Annotated in this window: 17 protein-coding genes; 3 read left to right on the top strand and 14 right to left on the bottom strand. The window is 64.8% G+C overall.

Features of this window, described 5'->3' with window-relative positions; all coding sequences use genetic code 11:
- Nucleotides 1-596: 596 nt before the first annotated feature.
- From ACEN8I_RS14060 to ACEN8I_RS14070, 3 genes are all read right to left on the bottom strand, one after another.
- Nucleotides 597-1,130: a hypothetical protein gene (locus ACEN8I_RS14060; protein WP_413329109.1), complete on the bottom strand. Its 534-nt coding sequence runs from the start codon at nt 1,128-1,130 to the stop codon at nt 597-599.
- A 197-nt stretch (nt 1,131-1,327) separates the two neighbouring features.
- A complete protein-coding gene (locus ACEN8I_RS14065) occupies nt 1,328-1,780 on the bottom strand; it encodes a DUF2721 domain-containing protein (RefSeq protein ID WP_413329110.1) in 453 nt (150 codons plus the stop codon).
- A gap of 66 nt (nt 1,781-1,846) precedes the next feature.
- A complete protein-coding gene (locus ACEN8I_RS14070; RefSeq protein ID WP_413329111.1) occupies nt 1,847-2,602 on the bottom strand; it encodes a DNA-formamidopyrimidine glycosylase family protein in 756 nt (251 codons plus the stop codon).
- Between the two features lie 246 nt (nt 2,603-2,848).
- Here ACEN8I_RS14070 and ACEN8I_RS14075 point away from each other — a divergent pair, with 246 nt between their 5' ends.
- A complete protein-coding gene (locus ACEN8I_RS14075; protein ID WP_413329112.1) occupies nt 2,849-3,652 on the top strand; it encodes a glutathione peroxidase in 804 nt (267 codons plus the stop codon).
- Here the strand turns inward: ACEN8I_RS14075 and ACEN8I_RS14080 are convergent.
- From ACEN8I_RS14080 to ACEN8I_RS14100, 5 genes are all read right to left on the bottom strand, one after another.
- Nucleotides 3,645-5,000 (bottom strand): type II toxin-antitoxin system HipA family toxin, encoded by a 1,356-nt coding sequence (locus tag ACEN8I_RS14080; RefSeq protein WP_413329113.1) that lies wholly within the window; start codon nt 4,998-5,000, stop codon nt 3,645-3,647. The two genes, ACEN8I_RS14075 and ACEN8I_RS14080, sit on opposite strands and share 8 nt — an antisense overlap.
- Nucleotides 4,997-5,323 carry a helix-turn-helix domain-containing protein gene (locus ACEN8I_RS14085; RefSeq protein ID WP_413329114.1) on the bottom strand — a complete coding sequence of 109 codons (327 nt, stop codon included), beginning with the start codon at nt 5,321-5,323 and terminating at the stop codon, nt 4,997-4,999. The genes ACEN8I_RS14080 and ACEN8I_RS14085 overlap by 4 nt, the downstream gene beginning before the upstream one ends.
- Nucleotides 5,324-5,552: 229 nt before the next feature.
- Nucleotides 5,553-6,809 (bottom strand): Hsp70 family protein, encoded by a 1,257-nt coding sequence (locus ACEN8I_RS14090; protein WP_413329115.1) that lies wholly within the window; start codon nt 6,807-6,809, stop codon nt 5,553-5,555.
- Nucleotides 6,806-7,330: a hypothetical protein gene (locus ACEN8I_RS14095; RefSeq protein ID WP_413329116.1), complete on the bottom strand. Its 525-nt coding sequence runs from the start codon at nt 7,328-7,330 to the stop codon at nt 6,806-6,808. Before ACEN8I_RS14095 ends, ACEN8I_RS14090 begins: the two co-directional genes overlap by 4 nt.
- Nucleotides 7,331-7,449: 119 nt before the next feature.
- Nucleotides 7,450-7,917, bottom strand: a complete 468-nt coding sequence (locus ACEN8I_RS14100; protein WP_413329117.1) for a DUF1348 family protein — start codon at nt 7,915-7,917, stop codon at nt 7,450-7,452.
- A gap of 117 nt (nt 7,918-8,034) precedes the next feature.
- Here ACEN8I_RS14100 and ACEN8I_RS14105 point away from each other — a divergent pair, with 117 nt between their 5' ends.
- Nucleotides 8,035-8,604 (top strand): TetR/AcrR family transcriptional regulator, encoded by a 570-nt coding sequence (locus ACEN8I_RS14105; RefSeq protein WP_413329118.1) that lies wholly within the window; start codon nt 8,035-8,037, stop codon nt 8,602-8,604.
- Here ACEN8I_RS14105 and ACEN8I_RS14110 read toward each other — a convergent pair.
- On the bottom strand, nt 8,601-9,059 hold the full coding sequence (locus tag ACEN8I_RS14110; RefSeq protein WP_413329119.1) for a MerR family transcriptional regulator: 459 nt from the start codon (nt 9,057-9,059) through the stop codon (nt 8,601-8,603). The genes ACEN8I_RS14105 and ACEN8I_RS14110 overlap by 4 nt on opposite strands.
- 291 nt (nt 9,060-9,350) lie before the next feature.
- Complete coding sequence (locus ACEN8I_RS14115; protein WP_413329120.1) at nt 9,351-9,794, bottom strand: nuclear transport factor 2 family protein; 444 nt, start codon at nt 9,792-9,794, stop codon at nt 9,351-9,353.
- 150 nt (nt 9,795-9,944) lie between these two features.
- Between ACEN8I_RS14115 and ACEN8I_RS14120 the strand changes: the two genes are divergently transcribed.
- Complete coding sequence (locus tag ACEN8I_RS14120; protein WP_413329121.1) at nt 9,945-10,184, top strand: hypothetical protein; 240 nt, start codon at nt 9,945-9,947, stop codon at nt 10,182-10,184.
- A gap of 6 nt (nt 10,185-10,190) precedes the next feature.
- On the opposite strand, the gene ACEN8I_RS14125 is transcribed toward ACEN8I_RS14120, so the two are convergent.
- The 4 genes from ACEN8I_RS14125 to ACEN8I_RS14140 are packed head-to-tail and all read right to left on the bottom strand — an operon-like array spanning nt 10,191 to nt 13,036.
- Nucleotides 10,191-10,496 (bottom strand): hypothetical protein, encoded by a 306-nt coding sequence (locus tag ACEN8I_RS14125; RefSeq protein ID WP_413329122.1) that lies wholly within the window; start codon nt 10,494-10,496, stop codon nt 10,191-10,193.
- 13 nt (nt 10,497-10,509) lie between these two features.
- Nucleotides 10,510-11,184, bottom strand: coding sequence for a hypothetical protein (locus tag ACEN8I_RS14130; RefSeq protein ID WP_413329123.1), 675 nt, complete (start codon nt 11,182-11,184; stop codon nt 10,510-10,512).
- The gene (locus ACEN8I_RS14135) at nt 11,181-12,209 is read right to left on the bottom strand and encodes an MlaD family protein (RefSeq protein WP_413329124.1); all 1,029 of its coding nucleotides are present in this window, start codon (nt 12,207-12,209) and stop codon (nt 11,181-11,183) included. The genes ACEN8I_RS14130 and ACEN8I_RS14135 overlap by 4 nt, the downstream gene beginning before the upstream one ends.
- Nucleotides 12,210-12,232: 23 nt before the next feature.
- Complete coding sequence (locus ACEN8I_RS14140) at nt 12,233-13,036, bottom strand: MlaE family ABC transporter permease (RefSeq protein ID WP_413329125.1); 804 nt, start codon at nt 13,034-13,036, stop codon at nt 12,233-12,235.
- Nucleotides 13,037-13,206 lie beyond the last annotated feature (170 nt).

Below are 13,206 nucleotides of genomic sequence, written 5' to 3' on the forward strand. Positions count from 1 at the left end.
AAACAAAAACAAACCGCGACCCTGGTGTCTGCGTCCCCTGCGCTTCGCTCCGGGGCAACCTGCGGTGCTCGGTCCAGGCGGGGTCTCGCTAAACTCGCTACGTTTCACTTCGCTCAGACAACGCGATCCCTGATCCGCCTGGACCTCCGCTCCTCGGCGCATACACAAGGGGTGGGGACAAAAATACCAAAAACCACAAGGACACGCCATGGCGTGTCCTTGTTTGTATTTGGTTTCTTTGTCTTCTGTCCCCGCTCCCGATTGCCCCGTCCTGGCTGGGCCGAGGAGCGCAGACGTAGGCGGATCAGGGATCGCGTTGTCTGAGCGAAGCGAGTTTGCGCGAGACCCCGCCGTAGTCGAGCACCGCAGGTTGCCCGCAGCGCAGCGGAGGGACCCAGACTGCGGGCCGCCTTTTCTTTGGTGACTTTGGTGTTCGCGTAACTTCGCTGCGCGAAGTGAGCGAACCCCGCGCGCGCAGCGCGCCTTTTGGCAAACAAAAGAAAACCCGCTTTGCGGGTTTCGCCAAAGTTACTTGCCGCCGGGCAACCCCGGCTAGCCGCCCTTAGCAGAGAGCGCAGCCGCCGGAAAAAATCAATTTAAATAGAACCTAAGTCCTGGATAGCATCCACCACCATACTCGTCCCCACCGCAATCAACAGGATGTCGGTCGCAACCCGCACATACTTGTGCCCGGCGGGCGGGGCACCGAGCTGCACCACCACAGCCGCGGGCACGGGGTAGTACACGACGTCGCGCGGCAGCGGCTGGCCGATGGCGTATTTCTTGGCCTGGCCTGGGGGCAGGCAGCCGTTGTTTTTCTTGGCCAGGCCCGGAGGGCAGTGGCCGGCCTTGAACTGCTTGCCGTAGTAGTTCTGGACCACCACACGCTGCTGCGGCACAAAATAGCCGCCGACCTTGACCTCGGTGGCTTGCTTGTTTTTCTTGGCTTTTTTGCCGCCCTGCTCTTGATTGCCCTGGTCGGACTGCTCCGCCTGTTGCTCGTGCTTGTTGCCTTTGTTTTTGCCGCCGCCCGCCCATTCGGGTTTTTCGGCAAAACTCGTGGAACAGGCCAGGGTGGCCGCCATCAGCAGTGCAATGCTGCGCCCCATTGTCATCGTGGTGGTTTTCATTATGGTTCTCCGGTGGTTTGGCAAGGGCCTGCGGCAAACAGGGCATTGGCCGCATGCCTGACTGTTCAACGGGGGGCTTGCGCGGCCGTTGACGGGACTTTGCCCATTCTCGCCATCACGGAAGGAAAAGATCTGTAGGGCAACAAGCTGAAGCAGCGTCCTACATTTGCTCACATTCAGGCTCAGGCAACACAGGCCTAGCTCGAAGGCTCCGCGAACTTCAGCAATCGCGTCGCCAGCAAGGTCTCCGCCAGAAAGCACACCAGGGCCAGCAGGAAGCAAACCACGCCCGACAAAAAGCACACCGTCGCGATCCGCAAGGTCGGCAGCTCGCTGGTCTCGCCGAGGAACAGCAGGATGATGGTGGTTCCGATCAGGATGGCGCAAAAAGTCAGCAAGGCGATGCAGATGTTGACCAGCCAGCCGCGGTGGCGAAGTTCGCGCAGTTCGGCATACATGCGTTGCGCGCGGGCGTCTTCCACGCCGCCGGCCTCCAGCCGGTTTTCCAGAAAGCGCGCGCGGTCAATGATGCGGGCCAGGCGGCCGGCCACGGCGGCAATCATGCCCGAGACGGCGGTGAGTAAAAACACCGGCGCCACCGCCAGCTGGATGCCGTGTGTGACCGTGGCAAGGTCGGGCGCGAAGTTCATGCAAAGCTCCAGCTGCGGGGTTTGAGAAAACCGCATTTTGTCATGCCACCCGCCGAGGCAAGCCCCCTAGCTCAGTTCGAACGGCGCTTCGTAGCGGTGCTGGCAGTTTTCGCAGAAAAAGCTGCGCCTGTTCGTTTTCCCCAGGTGGGCTTTCACAAAGGGGATGTCGCAGCGCGGGCAGATGCTCTTGGTATGGGCCAGCCAATGCTGCCTGAGCACAAAAGCTTTTTTCCAGGCCAGGAAATCAAAGCTGTACTGCCGGGCTTGCGTCACCAGTTCGCGCAGCTTGGGGGCGGGCAAGGCACCCACGGTTGACAAGGGGTGGACGCGCATGCGAAACAGCACCTCGTTCTTGATGATGTTGCCCACGCCGGAGAACACCGCCTGGTCCAGCAGCGCATCACAGACCAGGGTGGCAGGCATGGCGCGTAGCTTCCTGCGAGCGGCAGCGGCATCCCACGCATCGGAAAGCACGTCGGCGCTCCAGTCGTAAACAGCGTCCAGAGGTTCTTCGATGTAGCGCACCGAGCAGGTGTAGAAATTCAGTTCCTTGCCGCCCGCAAACCCCAGGCTGAGCCGGGGCACGGCCCCCTCTTTGCCTTCGTTGATACGGTAGCTGCCGAACATCAGCAAATGAATGCGGACGGTGAAGCCGTCGAACTCGAGCAGAAAATGCTTGCCCCAGCTGCGCACCGCCAGCAGGCGCTGGCCCACCATCCGCGCCGTGTCTATGCGGGTATTGCCGCCGACGCGCCGCACGACCTTGCCGGCAAAGCCCGCGGCTTCCTCCCTGAGGATCTGGATTGACGGCCCTTCGGGCATAAGAAACTCCTGAGCGCCCGACGGCAATCGGGCGTGGTGAGATTCTGGAATGCGGCCCGCGTTGTGCATGTGGGCCCGGGCCGGCCGCGGCTGACGGTAGGCGCGCGGTCGCGCACATGGGATTGCCCTACAGCAATGTCGTCGCTGTCCGACAGCCTGCGGCCCCAGGCGCTTCGCACAATGAATGTCATCGGCCACCGCTATCAGCCGTGGCTGCCGTGCAACCCCCTACCCGAAGGACTTCCCATGCTCTCCAACAACGAGGGACAGCGCGTCCCCGACGTCACCTTCAAGACACGCCAGAACGAACAGTGGGTCGACGTCTCCAGCGCCCAGCTGTTCGCAGGCAAGAACGTTGTGGTGTTCTCCCTGCCTGGCGCCTACACGCCCACCTGCTCTTCCACCCACCTGCCGCGCTTCAATGCGCTGGCCAAAACCTTCAAGGCCCACGGCATTGACGACGTGGTGTGCTTCTCGGTCAATGACGCCTTTGTGATGAATGAATGGGGCAAGGCGCAGGAAGCCGGCAACATCACCTTGATCCCCGACGGCAACGGCGATTTCTCCAGGGGCATGGGCATGCTAGTCGACAAGAGCGATCTCGGCTTCGGCAAACGCTCATGGCGCTATTCCATGCTGGTGCGCGACGGCCTGATCGAGAAGATGTTCATCGAGCCCGAGAAGGACGGGGACCCGTTCGAGGTCTCGGATGCCGACACCATGCTCAAGTACGTCGCACCGGAGGCCGTGGCGCCCGAACCCATCACGCTCTTTAGCAAGCCGGGCTGCCCGTTTTGCGCCAAGGCCCGGGCCATGCTGGACGAGGCCGGCCTTTCCTACGAGGAAATCACGCTGGGCCACGGCATCAGCACCAACACGCTGCAGGCAGTGGCGGGCGCCGCCACGGCGCCGCAGGTGTTTGCGGGTGGCAAAAAAATCGGTGGATCGGAAGCCTTGCAGGCCTGGCTCAAGGAATTGCAGTTAACGGCGAGACCGGCATCGCCGCAACAGCCGGAGCAGCAGAAGCAGCCGGAACAATTCCTCAGTTAGCCGCAGTGCTTTGCGCCCTGCGCCTGGCGCCCGCCGCGCGCCGGGCCCGCCAGCTTTTCACCGCGTCGCAGGCCTCGAAGTGCTTGAGCAGGTTCTGCTTTTGCCGCTCCATCAAGGCGCTGCCCTCAATCATCTGCGGCCACGATTCGCAGGCCTTTCCCACAGCCTCATTGAGCACGCCGCGCACGCGCGTTTCGAACATACCTGAGGCATTGCAAAAACTGCGCAGGGTCTGGGCCGTGAGCCTGGCCTGCTTTTCGCCGCCGGGCACAAAACGCAGCGCATGGCCGCGCCCGCCCAGGTAGGCCGCGTAGGCGACCACGTCGTAGGCCGGTGACAGTTCGGGCGTACGGCCGTCGCGGTACAGCACGCCGAAATTCTTCACGTGGGCATCGTAGTTGCCCAGCATTTCATTGACCATGACGCGGCGTATCAGTTCTTCCGCGGCGCCCTCGCCCACCTGGGCCGGCAGGCTCATGCCTTCGCGCAGCGTCCTGGCCATGGCGGCATAGCTGGCGGCCGGGTGGGTGTATTTTTCTTCGGGCTGTATGCGCAGGATCTGTGCGAAATCCTCGCAGTGGATGTGCCCCTGGGGTCCCCGGTCAAAGCGTTTGACAGCCAGGAAATGCCGGCTCTCGCCGAGCACAAAAGGCTGGCCGGCCGTGATCTCATCCAGGGGCGCCAGCCAGGCTTCGCACACGTCGACGCCCGCGGCCCGCGCCAGGCGCAGCGAGAGTTCCTCCACCTCGGGCAGCAGGGCAAACTCCGCCGTGGGCAGCTTGGCGATGATGTGTATGCCCTGGGCATCGCGGGTGCGCGCCACATAGCGGCCCTGCTGCTGCACCAGCGCCAGCTTGGGCTGCACGCCGGACAGCGAGGTTGCGTCGGGCAAAGGGTCGGCGCTGACGGACATCTCCAGCGCGTCATGGTGCTGGGTGACCACGCCGGCCAGCGCCTGGGCATCAAGGTGCGCCGGATAGGCGTAGACATTGCCCGGCAGGTCGGTGCCGCAGGCGGCCAGCATGTCGAAATGGTCGTTGGGCCCGCAGCCGCGCAGCTGCTCGAGGTGGCGGCGCAGCGGGCCTTCGGGCAGCAGGTTCTGGAAGAAAGCCGGCAGGCGCCCGCCCTCGGCATTGAAGAACGGGGTGTTGACGTAGCTGCGCCAGAAAATCTCGCGGCGCTGCGCGTCGTCGTCCGTAGCGGCCCAGGAAAACACCGGCGATGCCGGCTTGGACCAGAAGGCCTCGTCGGGGATGAAGCGCGTGAGCGCCGTGTTGCCCGTGCCGTACTGGAACAGCAACCCGGCGCGCAGGGAGCCCAGGTAGATGTCCAGCGCCAGGACGTTCATGGCCGCTCACCCTTGGTCTTCTTTGCGCGTGCGGCGGCGGCTGCGAGCTGCGAGGTCTCTGCCACGATGCGGTCCACCCGCGACAAGGCGGGTGGCACAGGCTCCTGGACGCTGTGAGCCTGCAGGCCGGCGGCCGCCACCTTGGGCAGCAGCAGCACCTCCAGGCCCAGCTGGTCGGCAATCGCCATCAAGGTGGTAATGCGCGGCGCGCTGCGGCCCTGCAGCACATTGCGTACCGCCAGGGGTGTGAGGCCCGTCCTTTCTGCCAGGGCCTGGTAGTCCAGCATCAGACGCTGCCGCTCCGCTTCAAGAAGGGTCGCCATTTCAGACAGTGTTTTCATCAATAGAAAAGCATCGTTTTTTATAGAAACGATAGTATTTTATCTATTTATGGATTAAAAACAATATTTAACTATCTTTTTATCGAAAATAGATAGTTAAGCATCTATTCCTATTTCAAAAACCGGAAATTGGGCAAAATCCCGCCGGGCAGATCCGGCCAATTCCGCCGCGCGACCGGCTTGGAACAGGGGGCTTTAGCCGGCAGCCTCCCTAGCCGAACTTGCGCACCGCATCGAGCGCCAGTCCCGCGCCAATACTGCCGAAGCGGTCGCCCTCCACGCTGCGCGCCTGGGGCAGCAGCGCGGAAATCTGCTCACGCAGCAAAGGCACGCCACTGGAGCCGCCGGTGAAGAACACGGTGTCTATGGCGTCCGGGTCGACGCCGGCGTCCTTGAGCAGGCCCAGGACAGCGCGCGACACCGTGCCCACAAGCTCGCCGATGGCGCCGTCAAAGTCGGGACGATGCAGGGTGAGCGTCTCGCCGGGGGCGATGCGCCCCAGGTCCATGACGGCCTCGGGCGCATCGGACAGCGTGATCTTTGCCGCCTCGACCTGCATCGCCAGCCAGTGGCCTGCGCGCTCGCGCACCAGGTTCTGCAGGCGGTCCAGCTTGTCCTTGTCGACCGCGCCGCGCCGTATGTCGCTGATCTGCGTCCAGGACTTCTTGCTGTAGACCTGGTTGATGGTGTGCCAGGTCGCGAGGTTGAAGTATTGCGCCGAGGGCACCTCCAGCCCGCTCACCAGCCGGCTGCCCAGGCCCAGCGTGGGCATGACGCTGGCCAGGCTCAGGTATTTGTCGAAATCGGTGCCGCCTATGTGCACACCGCCGCTGGCCAGGATGTCATCCCGCCGCTCGGCCTTTTTTGCGCGCTCCGGCGACAGGCGCACCAGCGCGAAGTCCGAGGTGCCGCCGCCGATGTCCACCACCAGCACCAGCTCTTCGCGCCGGATCTGCGACTCATAGTCAAAGGCTGCGGCGATGGGCTCGTACTGGAAGGCAATGTCTTTGAGGCCGACCGCGTGGGCGATCTCGGCCAGGGTGTTTTCGGCCTTCTTGTCGGCTTGAGGGTCGTCGTCCACAAAGAACACCGGGCGGCCCAGCACCGCCTGGCTGAAGGATTGGTCGGCGGCTTTTTCGGCGCGGTGCCTGAGCTCGCCGATGAACTGCGCCAGCAGCACGCGAAACGGCAGCGCGCGGCCGGCAACCTCGGTGTGGTCGTCAATCATGGCCGTGCCCAGCAGGCTTTTAAGCGAGCGCATCAAGCGCCCTTCGTAACCGGCCAGGTAGTCGGCCAGCGCCGCGCGGCCGTAGCTCACATGCTCGTCCTCGGCATGGAAAAACACCACCGAAGGCAGCGTCGGTTTGCCGCTTTCGAGCGGCAGCAGCGCGGGCAAGCCGGGCCGGCTCCAGCCCGCCGTGGAGTTGGAGGTGCCGAAGTCTATGCCGCAGGCTTGGGGAGCGCTCACCGGCCGGCCGGCTTGGCAAAGCCGCTTTCAGCCCAGGCCACGGCGCTGGCGCGGTTGAGCTTGAAGGACGGCGCCACGCGCACCTGCGCCAGTTGTTCACCGGCCTCGTCAGCGGCGCCAAGCAGGCCGTGCGGGTTGTCCTCATCCGGAACGATGTCCAGCGTCACCGTGACACGCGCCGCATGGGCGGTCACGGTGATGCTCTGGTGCAGCGTGGCATGCAGCTGCTGCTCGTGCCTGCGCACGAATTCCGAGGCGGTCTTCACCAGCGTGCTGAAGGCGGGGCCGTCCAGCGGCTTGGGATTTTTCTTGTCGCGCCCCATGGTCCAGGGGCCGACCAGCGCGGGCTCGGGCTCGCCGTCCTTGATCATGGCGACGGCCCAGCCGTCGTCGTCTTCGTTCTTGATAACCTTGGCCGTCCAACCGTCGCCGCGCCAAAGCCGCGGCTCCTGGAGAACGGGCTGCTCGTCGTGGAGGGATTCGTCGTCCGGGCCGGCCGGTGGGGTGTGGGAGTCAGTCAAAGCGGGATCACTCGGGTCGGGCGCCCCAGCAGCAGGCCGGGGGGCAAATTCAGGTCACACACCGCCTTCAACACGGTGCGCACGAGGGACACGGATTCTACAGCCCCTGCCCCATACCCTCACAAGCCAAGGTCGCTCAGGCTCGGGTGGTCGTCGGGCCGGCGCCCCAGCGGCCAGTGAAACTTGCGATCGGCCGCCTTGATGGGCAGGTCGTTGATGCTGGCGTGGCGCACCGCCATCAGGCCCATTTCGTCGAATTCCCAGTTTTCATTGCCGTAGGAGCGGAACCAGTTGCCGGCATCGTCATGCCACTCGTAGGCAAAGCGCACCGCAATGCGGTTGCCGCCGAAGGCCCACAACTCCTTGATCAGGCGGTAGTCCAGCTCTCGCGCCCATTTGCGCGACAGCAGGCCGACGATTTCCTCGCGGCCGGTGCCGAACTCGGCGCGGTTGCGCCAGCGGCTTTGCGCCGTGTAGGCCAGCGACACGCGCTGCGGGTCGCGCGTATTCCAGCCGTCTTCGGCGGCGCGGACTTTCTGCACAGCGGTGTCGTGGGTGAAGGGCGGGAGCGGCGGCCGGGTTTCCATGGAGGCATCCTTTAAATGGTGTGGAGGTGGCGGAGGCGACAAAGAAAAGAAAGTAGACAGGTCTGTCTACTTGTCGAAATTCTGGCACAAGTAGACAGACCTGTCTACAATCAGCTCATGGACGTTTCAGCCCCCTCCCCGCGCGAACGCATCCTGCTCACCGCGCACGACCTGTTTTACCGTGACGGCCTGCGCGCCACCGGCATAGACCGCATCATTGCCGAGTCGGGCGTGGCCAAGCTCACCTTCTACCGCTGCTTTCCGAGCAAGGACGAACTGATACGCACCTTCCTGGACTACCGCCACGAACGCTGGATGGCCTGGTTTGTCGACGCCCTGGGGCGGCACGGCGCGGTGGCGGGCGGCGGCCTGGCGCCGCTGTTGCCCGCGCTGGCCGAATGGTTTGCCGACCCGCTGTTTCGCGGCTGCGCCTTCATCAATGCCACGGCCGAAGCGGGCGCCCTGCCCGGCGTGGCACAAATCGTGCAAAACCACAAAAGCGAGATGCGCCAGGTCATTGCCGGCCTGTTGCCGGCCGGCCCGCGCCAACAGGCTATCGCCGGCGCGGCGGCGTTGGCCGTGGATGGCGCCATCGTGCGGGCGCAGATGGAAGGCGGTGAAGCGGCGCTGGCGGGACTCCGCCTGCTGCTCGATGCGCTGGATGCGCCGCAGGCTCCCGCCGGCTAAGCCTTCAGAGGCCGGCGCGTCTTCACCTTGGGCCGGGACGTGAGCGCCGTACCCGCGCGCTGCGCCACCTTCACCGCGGGCCGTTTGCCCGAAGCCACCCATTCATCGTAAAAATCGATCTTGCTGTCCAGCAGCTTGAGCGCCAGCTGCCACTCGGCAATCATGCCCCTGACCTGCTCGCGGTGCGCCGAGAGCAGGGCCTGCCGTTTGGCCAGCGTGCCGCTGCCCTGCTTGACCAGCGCGGTGTATTCGCGCATTTCGGCAATCGACATGCCGGTGCGCCGCAGCCTGTCCATCAGCTCCAGCCAGCTGATGTGCAGCTCGCCGTAGACGCGGCGCCGCCCGCCGTCGCGCGCCACGCCCGGAATCAGGCCCTGCGCCTCGTACCAACGTATGGTGTGCACACTGCGCCCAGTGCGCGCGGCGAGTTGCCCGATCAGGAAAGTTTCAGCCATGCGTCACTATAGAACCTGTTCACGGCCTAAACGGGGCCGCGTTGGGTGCAATCGGGATGAGTGGGCCGACCGGGACCGCCGCATGGGCTAATGCCCATGCAAGGGCCTGGGTGGCTCAATCGCCCGATTTCACGCCAACCCCGAGGGCAAGTGCCTTCTCGGGCGGTCTGCGGCGTTGCGGTGCTAGCCCATAGCCGTGCTATGGGCGTCGCACCGCGCCTTGCATCCCATCCCGATAAGGCGCTTGCGCGGCCCCGTTTAGGCCGTGAACAGGTTCTAAGAACCTGCCGCTCAGGCGGCAAGCGCCTGCGATGGCGGGGCCTCCAGCGCCGAACTCACGAGCGCGGTATCCAGGTACTCCATCAAGTCCTTGATCCGCCCGCCCTCCATGCGGCAGACATAGCAATAACGGTTGTTGTAGGCCTTGCCGGCTTTGGTCGTTACCCGCCCGTCGAACTCGATGATGACCATGTCGCCGTCGGCCATGACGCGGCGCGTGGTGCTGACATAAGGCGTGGCGAACTGGGCATACAGCGGCCGCAGCAATTCCTGAAGGACCGCCTGCTTGCCGCTGTAGGTGCGCGACCACGGCGTGTCGCCGGGAATGGTCCATGAAACATCATCGGCCATGGCCTCGACAAAGGGCTTGCCGTTGCCTTTGTCCAGCTCGGCCATGACTCGCTGGATGTACTCTTTGTTAGCCGCCGTGGTGGCGGCGGAGGATGCTGTGCTCATGAGGAATCTCCTGGAATGCCCTTCGCACCGGGCGTGGAGCCCTGCACGTCGCGAGGGCTTGCAGGGATTAAAAATCCTGGAGTGCACTCAAGGTCAAGCGCCGCTGAGGAAAAAGCGCTGCCGCCTTGAGGCCAACCCTACAATGCCCGCATGAACCAGAAACGACCGGCCGCCAGCGAATGGGTCAGCAAAATGCTGGCAGTGCTCAAAAGCGGCAACACGACGGCGGCGATCGCCCAGATCAAGGCGACCACCAGCAGCAAGGATTTGCGCCAGCTGCACGCAATGCTGGAAAAAGCCCAGCTGTTCAAACAGCTCCCGGGAGTGGAGACAGCGATTTCCGACCAGTTGCAGGCGCTGGCCTCACCGCGTCTGAGCCGCTCGCCCTGAATCGCGCTACGCCGGGCGAATCTCGAACTGCGCATCACCCATATAGCGATGTGGGCCCAGGGCGGCCGTCACGGCCGCCAGCTCCGCCGCCTGCCACTGGCTGAAGATCTCCTGTTCGTCGGCCGACAGCACATCTTCCGCCGGCGATTCGCCATAGGTCGCGACCAGCCGCATATAGGCGTTGTAGACCGGCAGCACCAGGCTTTCATGGCCCAGCGCCTCCTCCAGCGCCGTCCGGAAGCGCTGCTCGGCCGCCTGCAGCTCTCCTTCGGACGCATCTTCATAGGCGTACAGCCTGAGCCGGTAGCTCATCACACGAGCTCTTTCATGGCTTCACGGCTGCGGGCGTGTTTTGCGTCAGCTCGATGCGGCGGCGCAGGCGCTCAGCCTCGGCCGTGTTGCCGCCCTGCTCCGCCAGGCGCAGCTCCGCACCCAGCCAGGCCAGCAACGGGCGCCGCCAGCCCTGGGCCGAGGCGGTGTCTATCGCCTGGCGGATCACGGCCGGGCTGGCCTTGCCGGTTTGCAGCAGCACACCGGCCGCCACCAGCTTGGACAAAGGATCGGTGATGCCAGCCAGCGCACCCGCGTTGCCGGCCGCGGCGGCGCGCTGCGATTCAGGCAGCAGCGCGATGCCTTGCGGCGCCACCCGGCCCTTGAGATAGTCGGCATAGGCGCGCTGCGCCTCGGTGGCATCGGGGCGCAGTTTTTCAAAGCCGGCGCAGGGCTCGTCCAGCACCAGGCTGGCGACGCGCGTCGCGCAATGCAGCAGCTCGGCCGTGGCCAGCAGGTCGGCACGGCCCGAGCGCGTGAGCTGGCCGCGCGCGCGCTCCAGCTCAGCCATCTCGACACGGCTGTTGCCTTCCATGTAGGCGGCGACGGAACGGTCCATGGAACCCTTGGCTTCGAACTGCCAGTCCGGCGCGCGCGGGCCGCTGGAACAGGCGGCCAGCAGCCCGGCGGCCACCACCAGCGCGGCGGGTTTGATCAGGTGGGTGTTCATGGCAGTTTCATCTCCGCCTCGCTCGCATCCTTGGCGAAAGGCCATTTGCGGCTGATCTCGTTGATCAGGCCTTCCACCTTGCGCAGGCTGGCCTCCACGTCGGCACGCAGCGCGCCCAGGTCGGCCGTGGCGTCCTTGGCGTTGCGGGTCACGGCCTGGGCGTCCTGCAGTAGCGCATCGACCTTTTTGAGGCTGGTGCGGGCCTCGCCCAGCATGGTGTTGAGCTGCACCACGGTGGCGCGGGTTTCGGGCATCAGGCCCTTGTCGCCGAAGACCTGGGTGTCGGTCTTGGCGGCCAGGCCGTCCAGCTTGGTGAGCAAGGCATTCGTACGGTCCAGGGTGGCGGCGAATTTTTTGGCCTCGGCCTCGCTGCCCAGCAGCACTGTGAGCGCGCCGCCCGGGCCGTTCAGCCTGTCGGTCAGGGTTTTCAGGTTGGCCAGGCTGGCGCCCACCGAGCCGCCCTCGCCGGTCAGGGTGTTGAGGTTTTCGATCAGGTCCTTGGCCGCGGCGATCACCTTGGGCACCTCGGCGGCCGCGTCGCCCAGCAGCACTGTGCGCTCCGCGCCCTCGGGCAGCGGCGGGTCGTTGAGCAGCCCGGTGTAGGCACGTATGGCGGTGCCACCGACCAGCCCGCGCACCAGCGTGAACACGCTGCTGGTGCGCAGCCAGTGGGCGTCCTTGGCCGCCACGTCGACCAGGATGCGGGCCTTGCCGTCCGGGGCCAGTTCCACGCGGTTGACCCGGCCTATGGGGAAACCTGAAAACGTCAGGTCCATGCCGACCACCACGCCGTCGGAATCGTCGGCGATCAGCACCAGGCGCTGGGTGGACTCAAACGCGCCGCGCGCGTACATCACATACAGCGCCGAGCCGCACACCAGCAGCAGCATGAAAAACAGCAGCAGCCTGGCCTTGAACTCCAGGCTGCGGATTTCCGCGGGCGAGGACTGCTGCGCCTCGCGCGCCGGCTGCAGCGGGTCCGGCCGGTCCGGCTGCGGATTGGGATTGTCGTGGGGTGAACTCATGGGGTATTTTTTTCTTGTGGAGATCAATAGTAATTGCCGACCAGCGAAGCAATCTCGATCAGCAGGATCACCGCGAACATGCGCACCAGCCCGCGCATCTCGGCGCTGGTACGCACGCTGGCCTCGGACATGCCGTACAAGGCCGAGGCCATGGGAATCAACGACACGGCCAGGCAAAAAAACAGGGTCTTGAGCACAAAGATCAGCGTCACCGCCGGGCTGAACACCTGGCCGAACAGCCGGGTATAGGCCGCCAGGCCCGAGAGCGCGAAGCCGTAGGTCGCGATATAAGCCACCACCAGCGCCACCACACAGCTCAGCGCCGCCAGCGTGATGCCCGAGAACATGCCCGCCACTACACGCGGCAGCACCTCGCGCCGCACCGGCTCAATCCCCTGGCGCCGCATCTCGTCGAGTTCGCCGCTGGCCTGCATGGCCGTCAATTCGGCACCATCGGGAATCGTGCAGCGCAGCGCCACAAACAGCGCCGCCGTCAGCGGGATCAGCTCCAGCACCAGCACCCGTATCACCACCTGCAGCGCATACTGCGACAGCCCATAGCTGAGCGCCGTCACCAGCACGATGCGCGTCAGAACCACCGTCACCAGCGCGCACAGCACCGTGAACCACAAAAGAATGGGCGCGGTATTGACGTAAATGTGGCGCGCCAGAATCGCGCGGCTCTGCGGGCTATAGCTCGAAGGCGAGAGCGTCAGCACCAGGATGATCGCCCCCAGGTGCACCAGTCGCCACCACTCGATCACCCACAGCTGCGCGGCACGGCCGGTTTGCGTGAGTTGACTTTGTGCGTATCCCTTGGAGGCCATGCGGGCATGATACCCAAGGGGGCCGCTTCCATGCGCTTATGCCAAGCCTGCGGAGAATCTCCTCTATTCGAATGAGAGGCCGCGCGCCACTGTGATCCCGGTATGTAACGGAGGGCTCAAGAGGGCACGGGTCACATAGAATCCAGGGACTGTCACATCCGCTTGCAATT

The organism is Polaromonas sp. CT11-55 (assembly GCF_047303325.1).
Classification (GTDB): Bacteria; Pseudomonadota; Gammaproteobacteria; order Burkholderiales; family Burkholderiaceae_C; genus Polaromonas.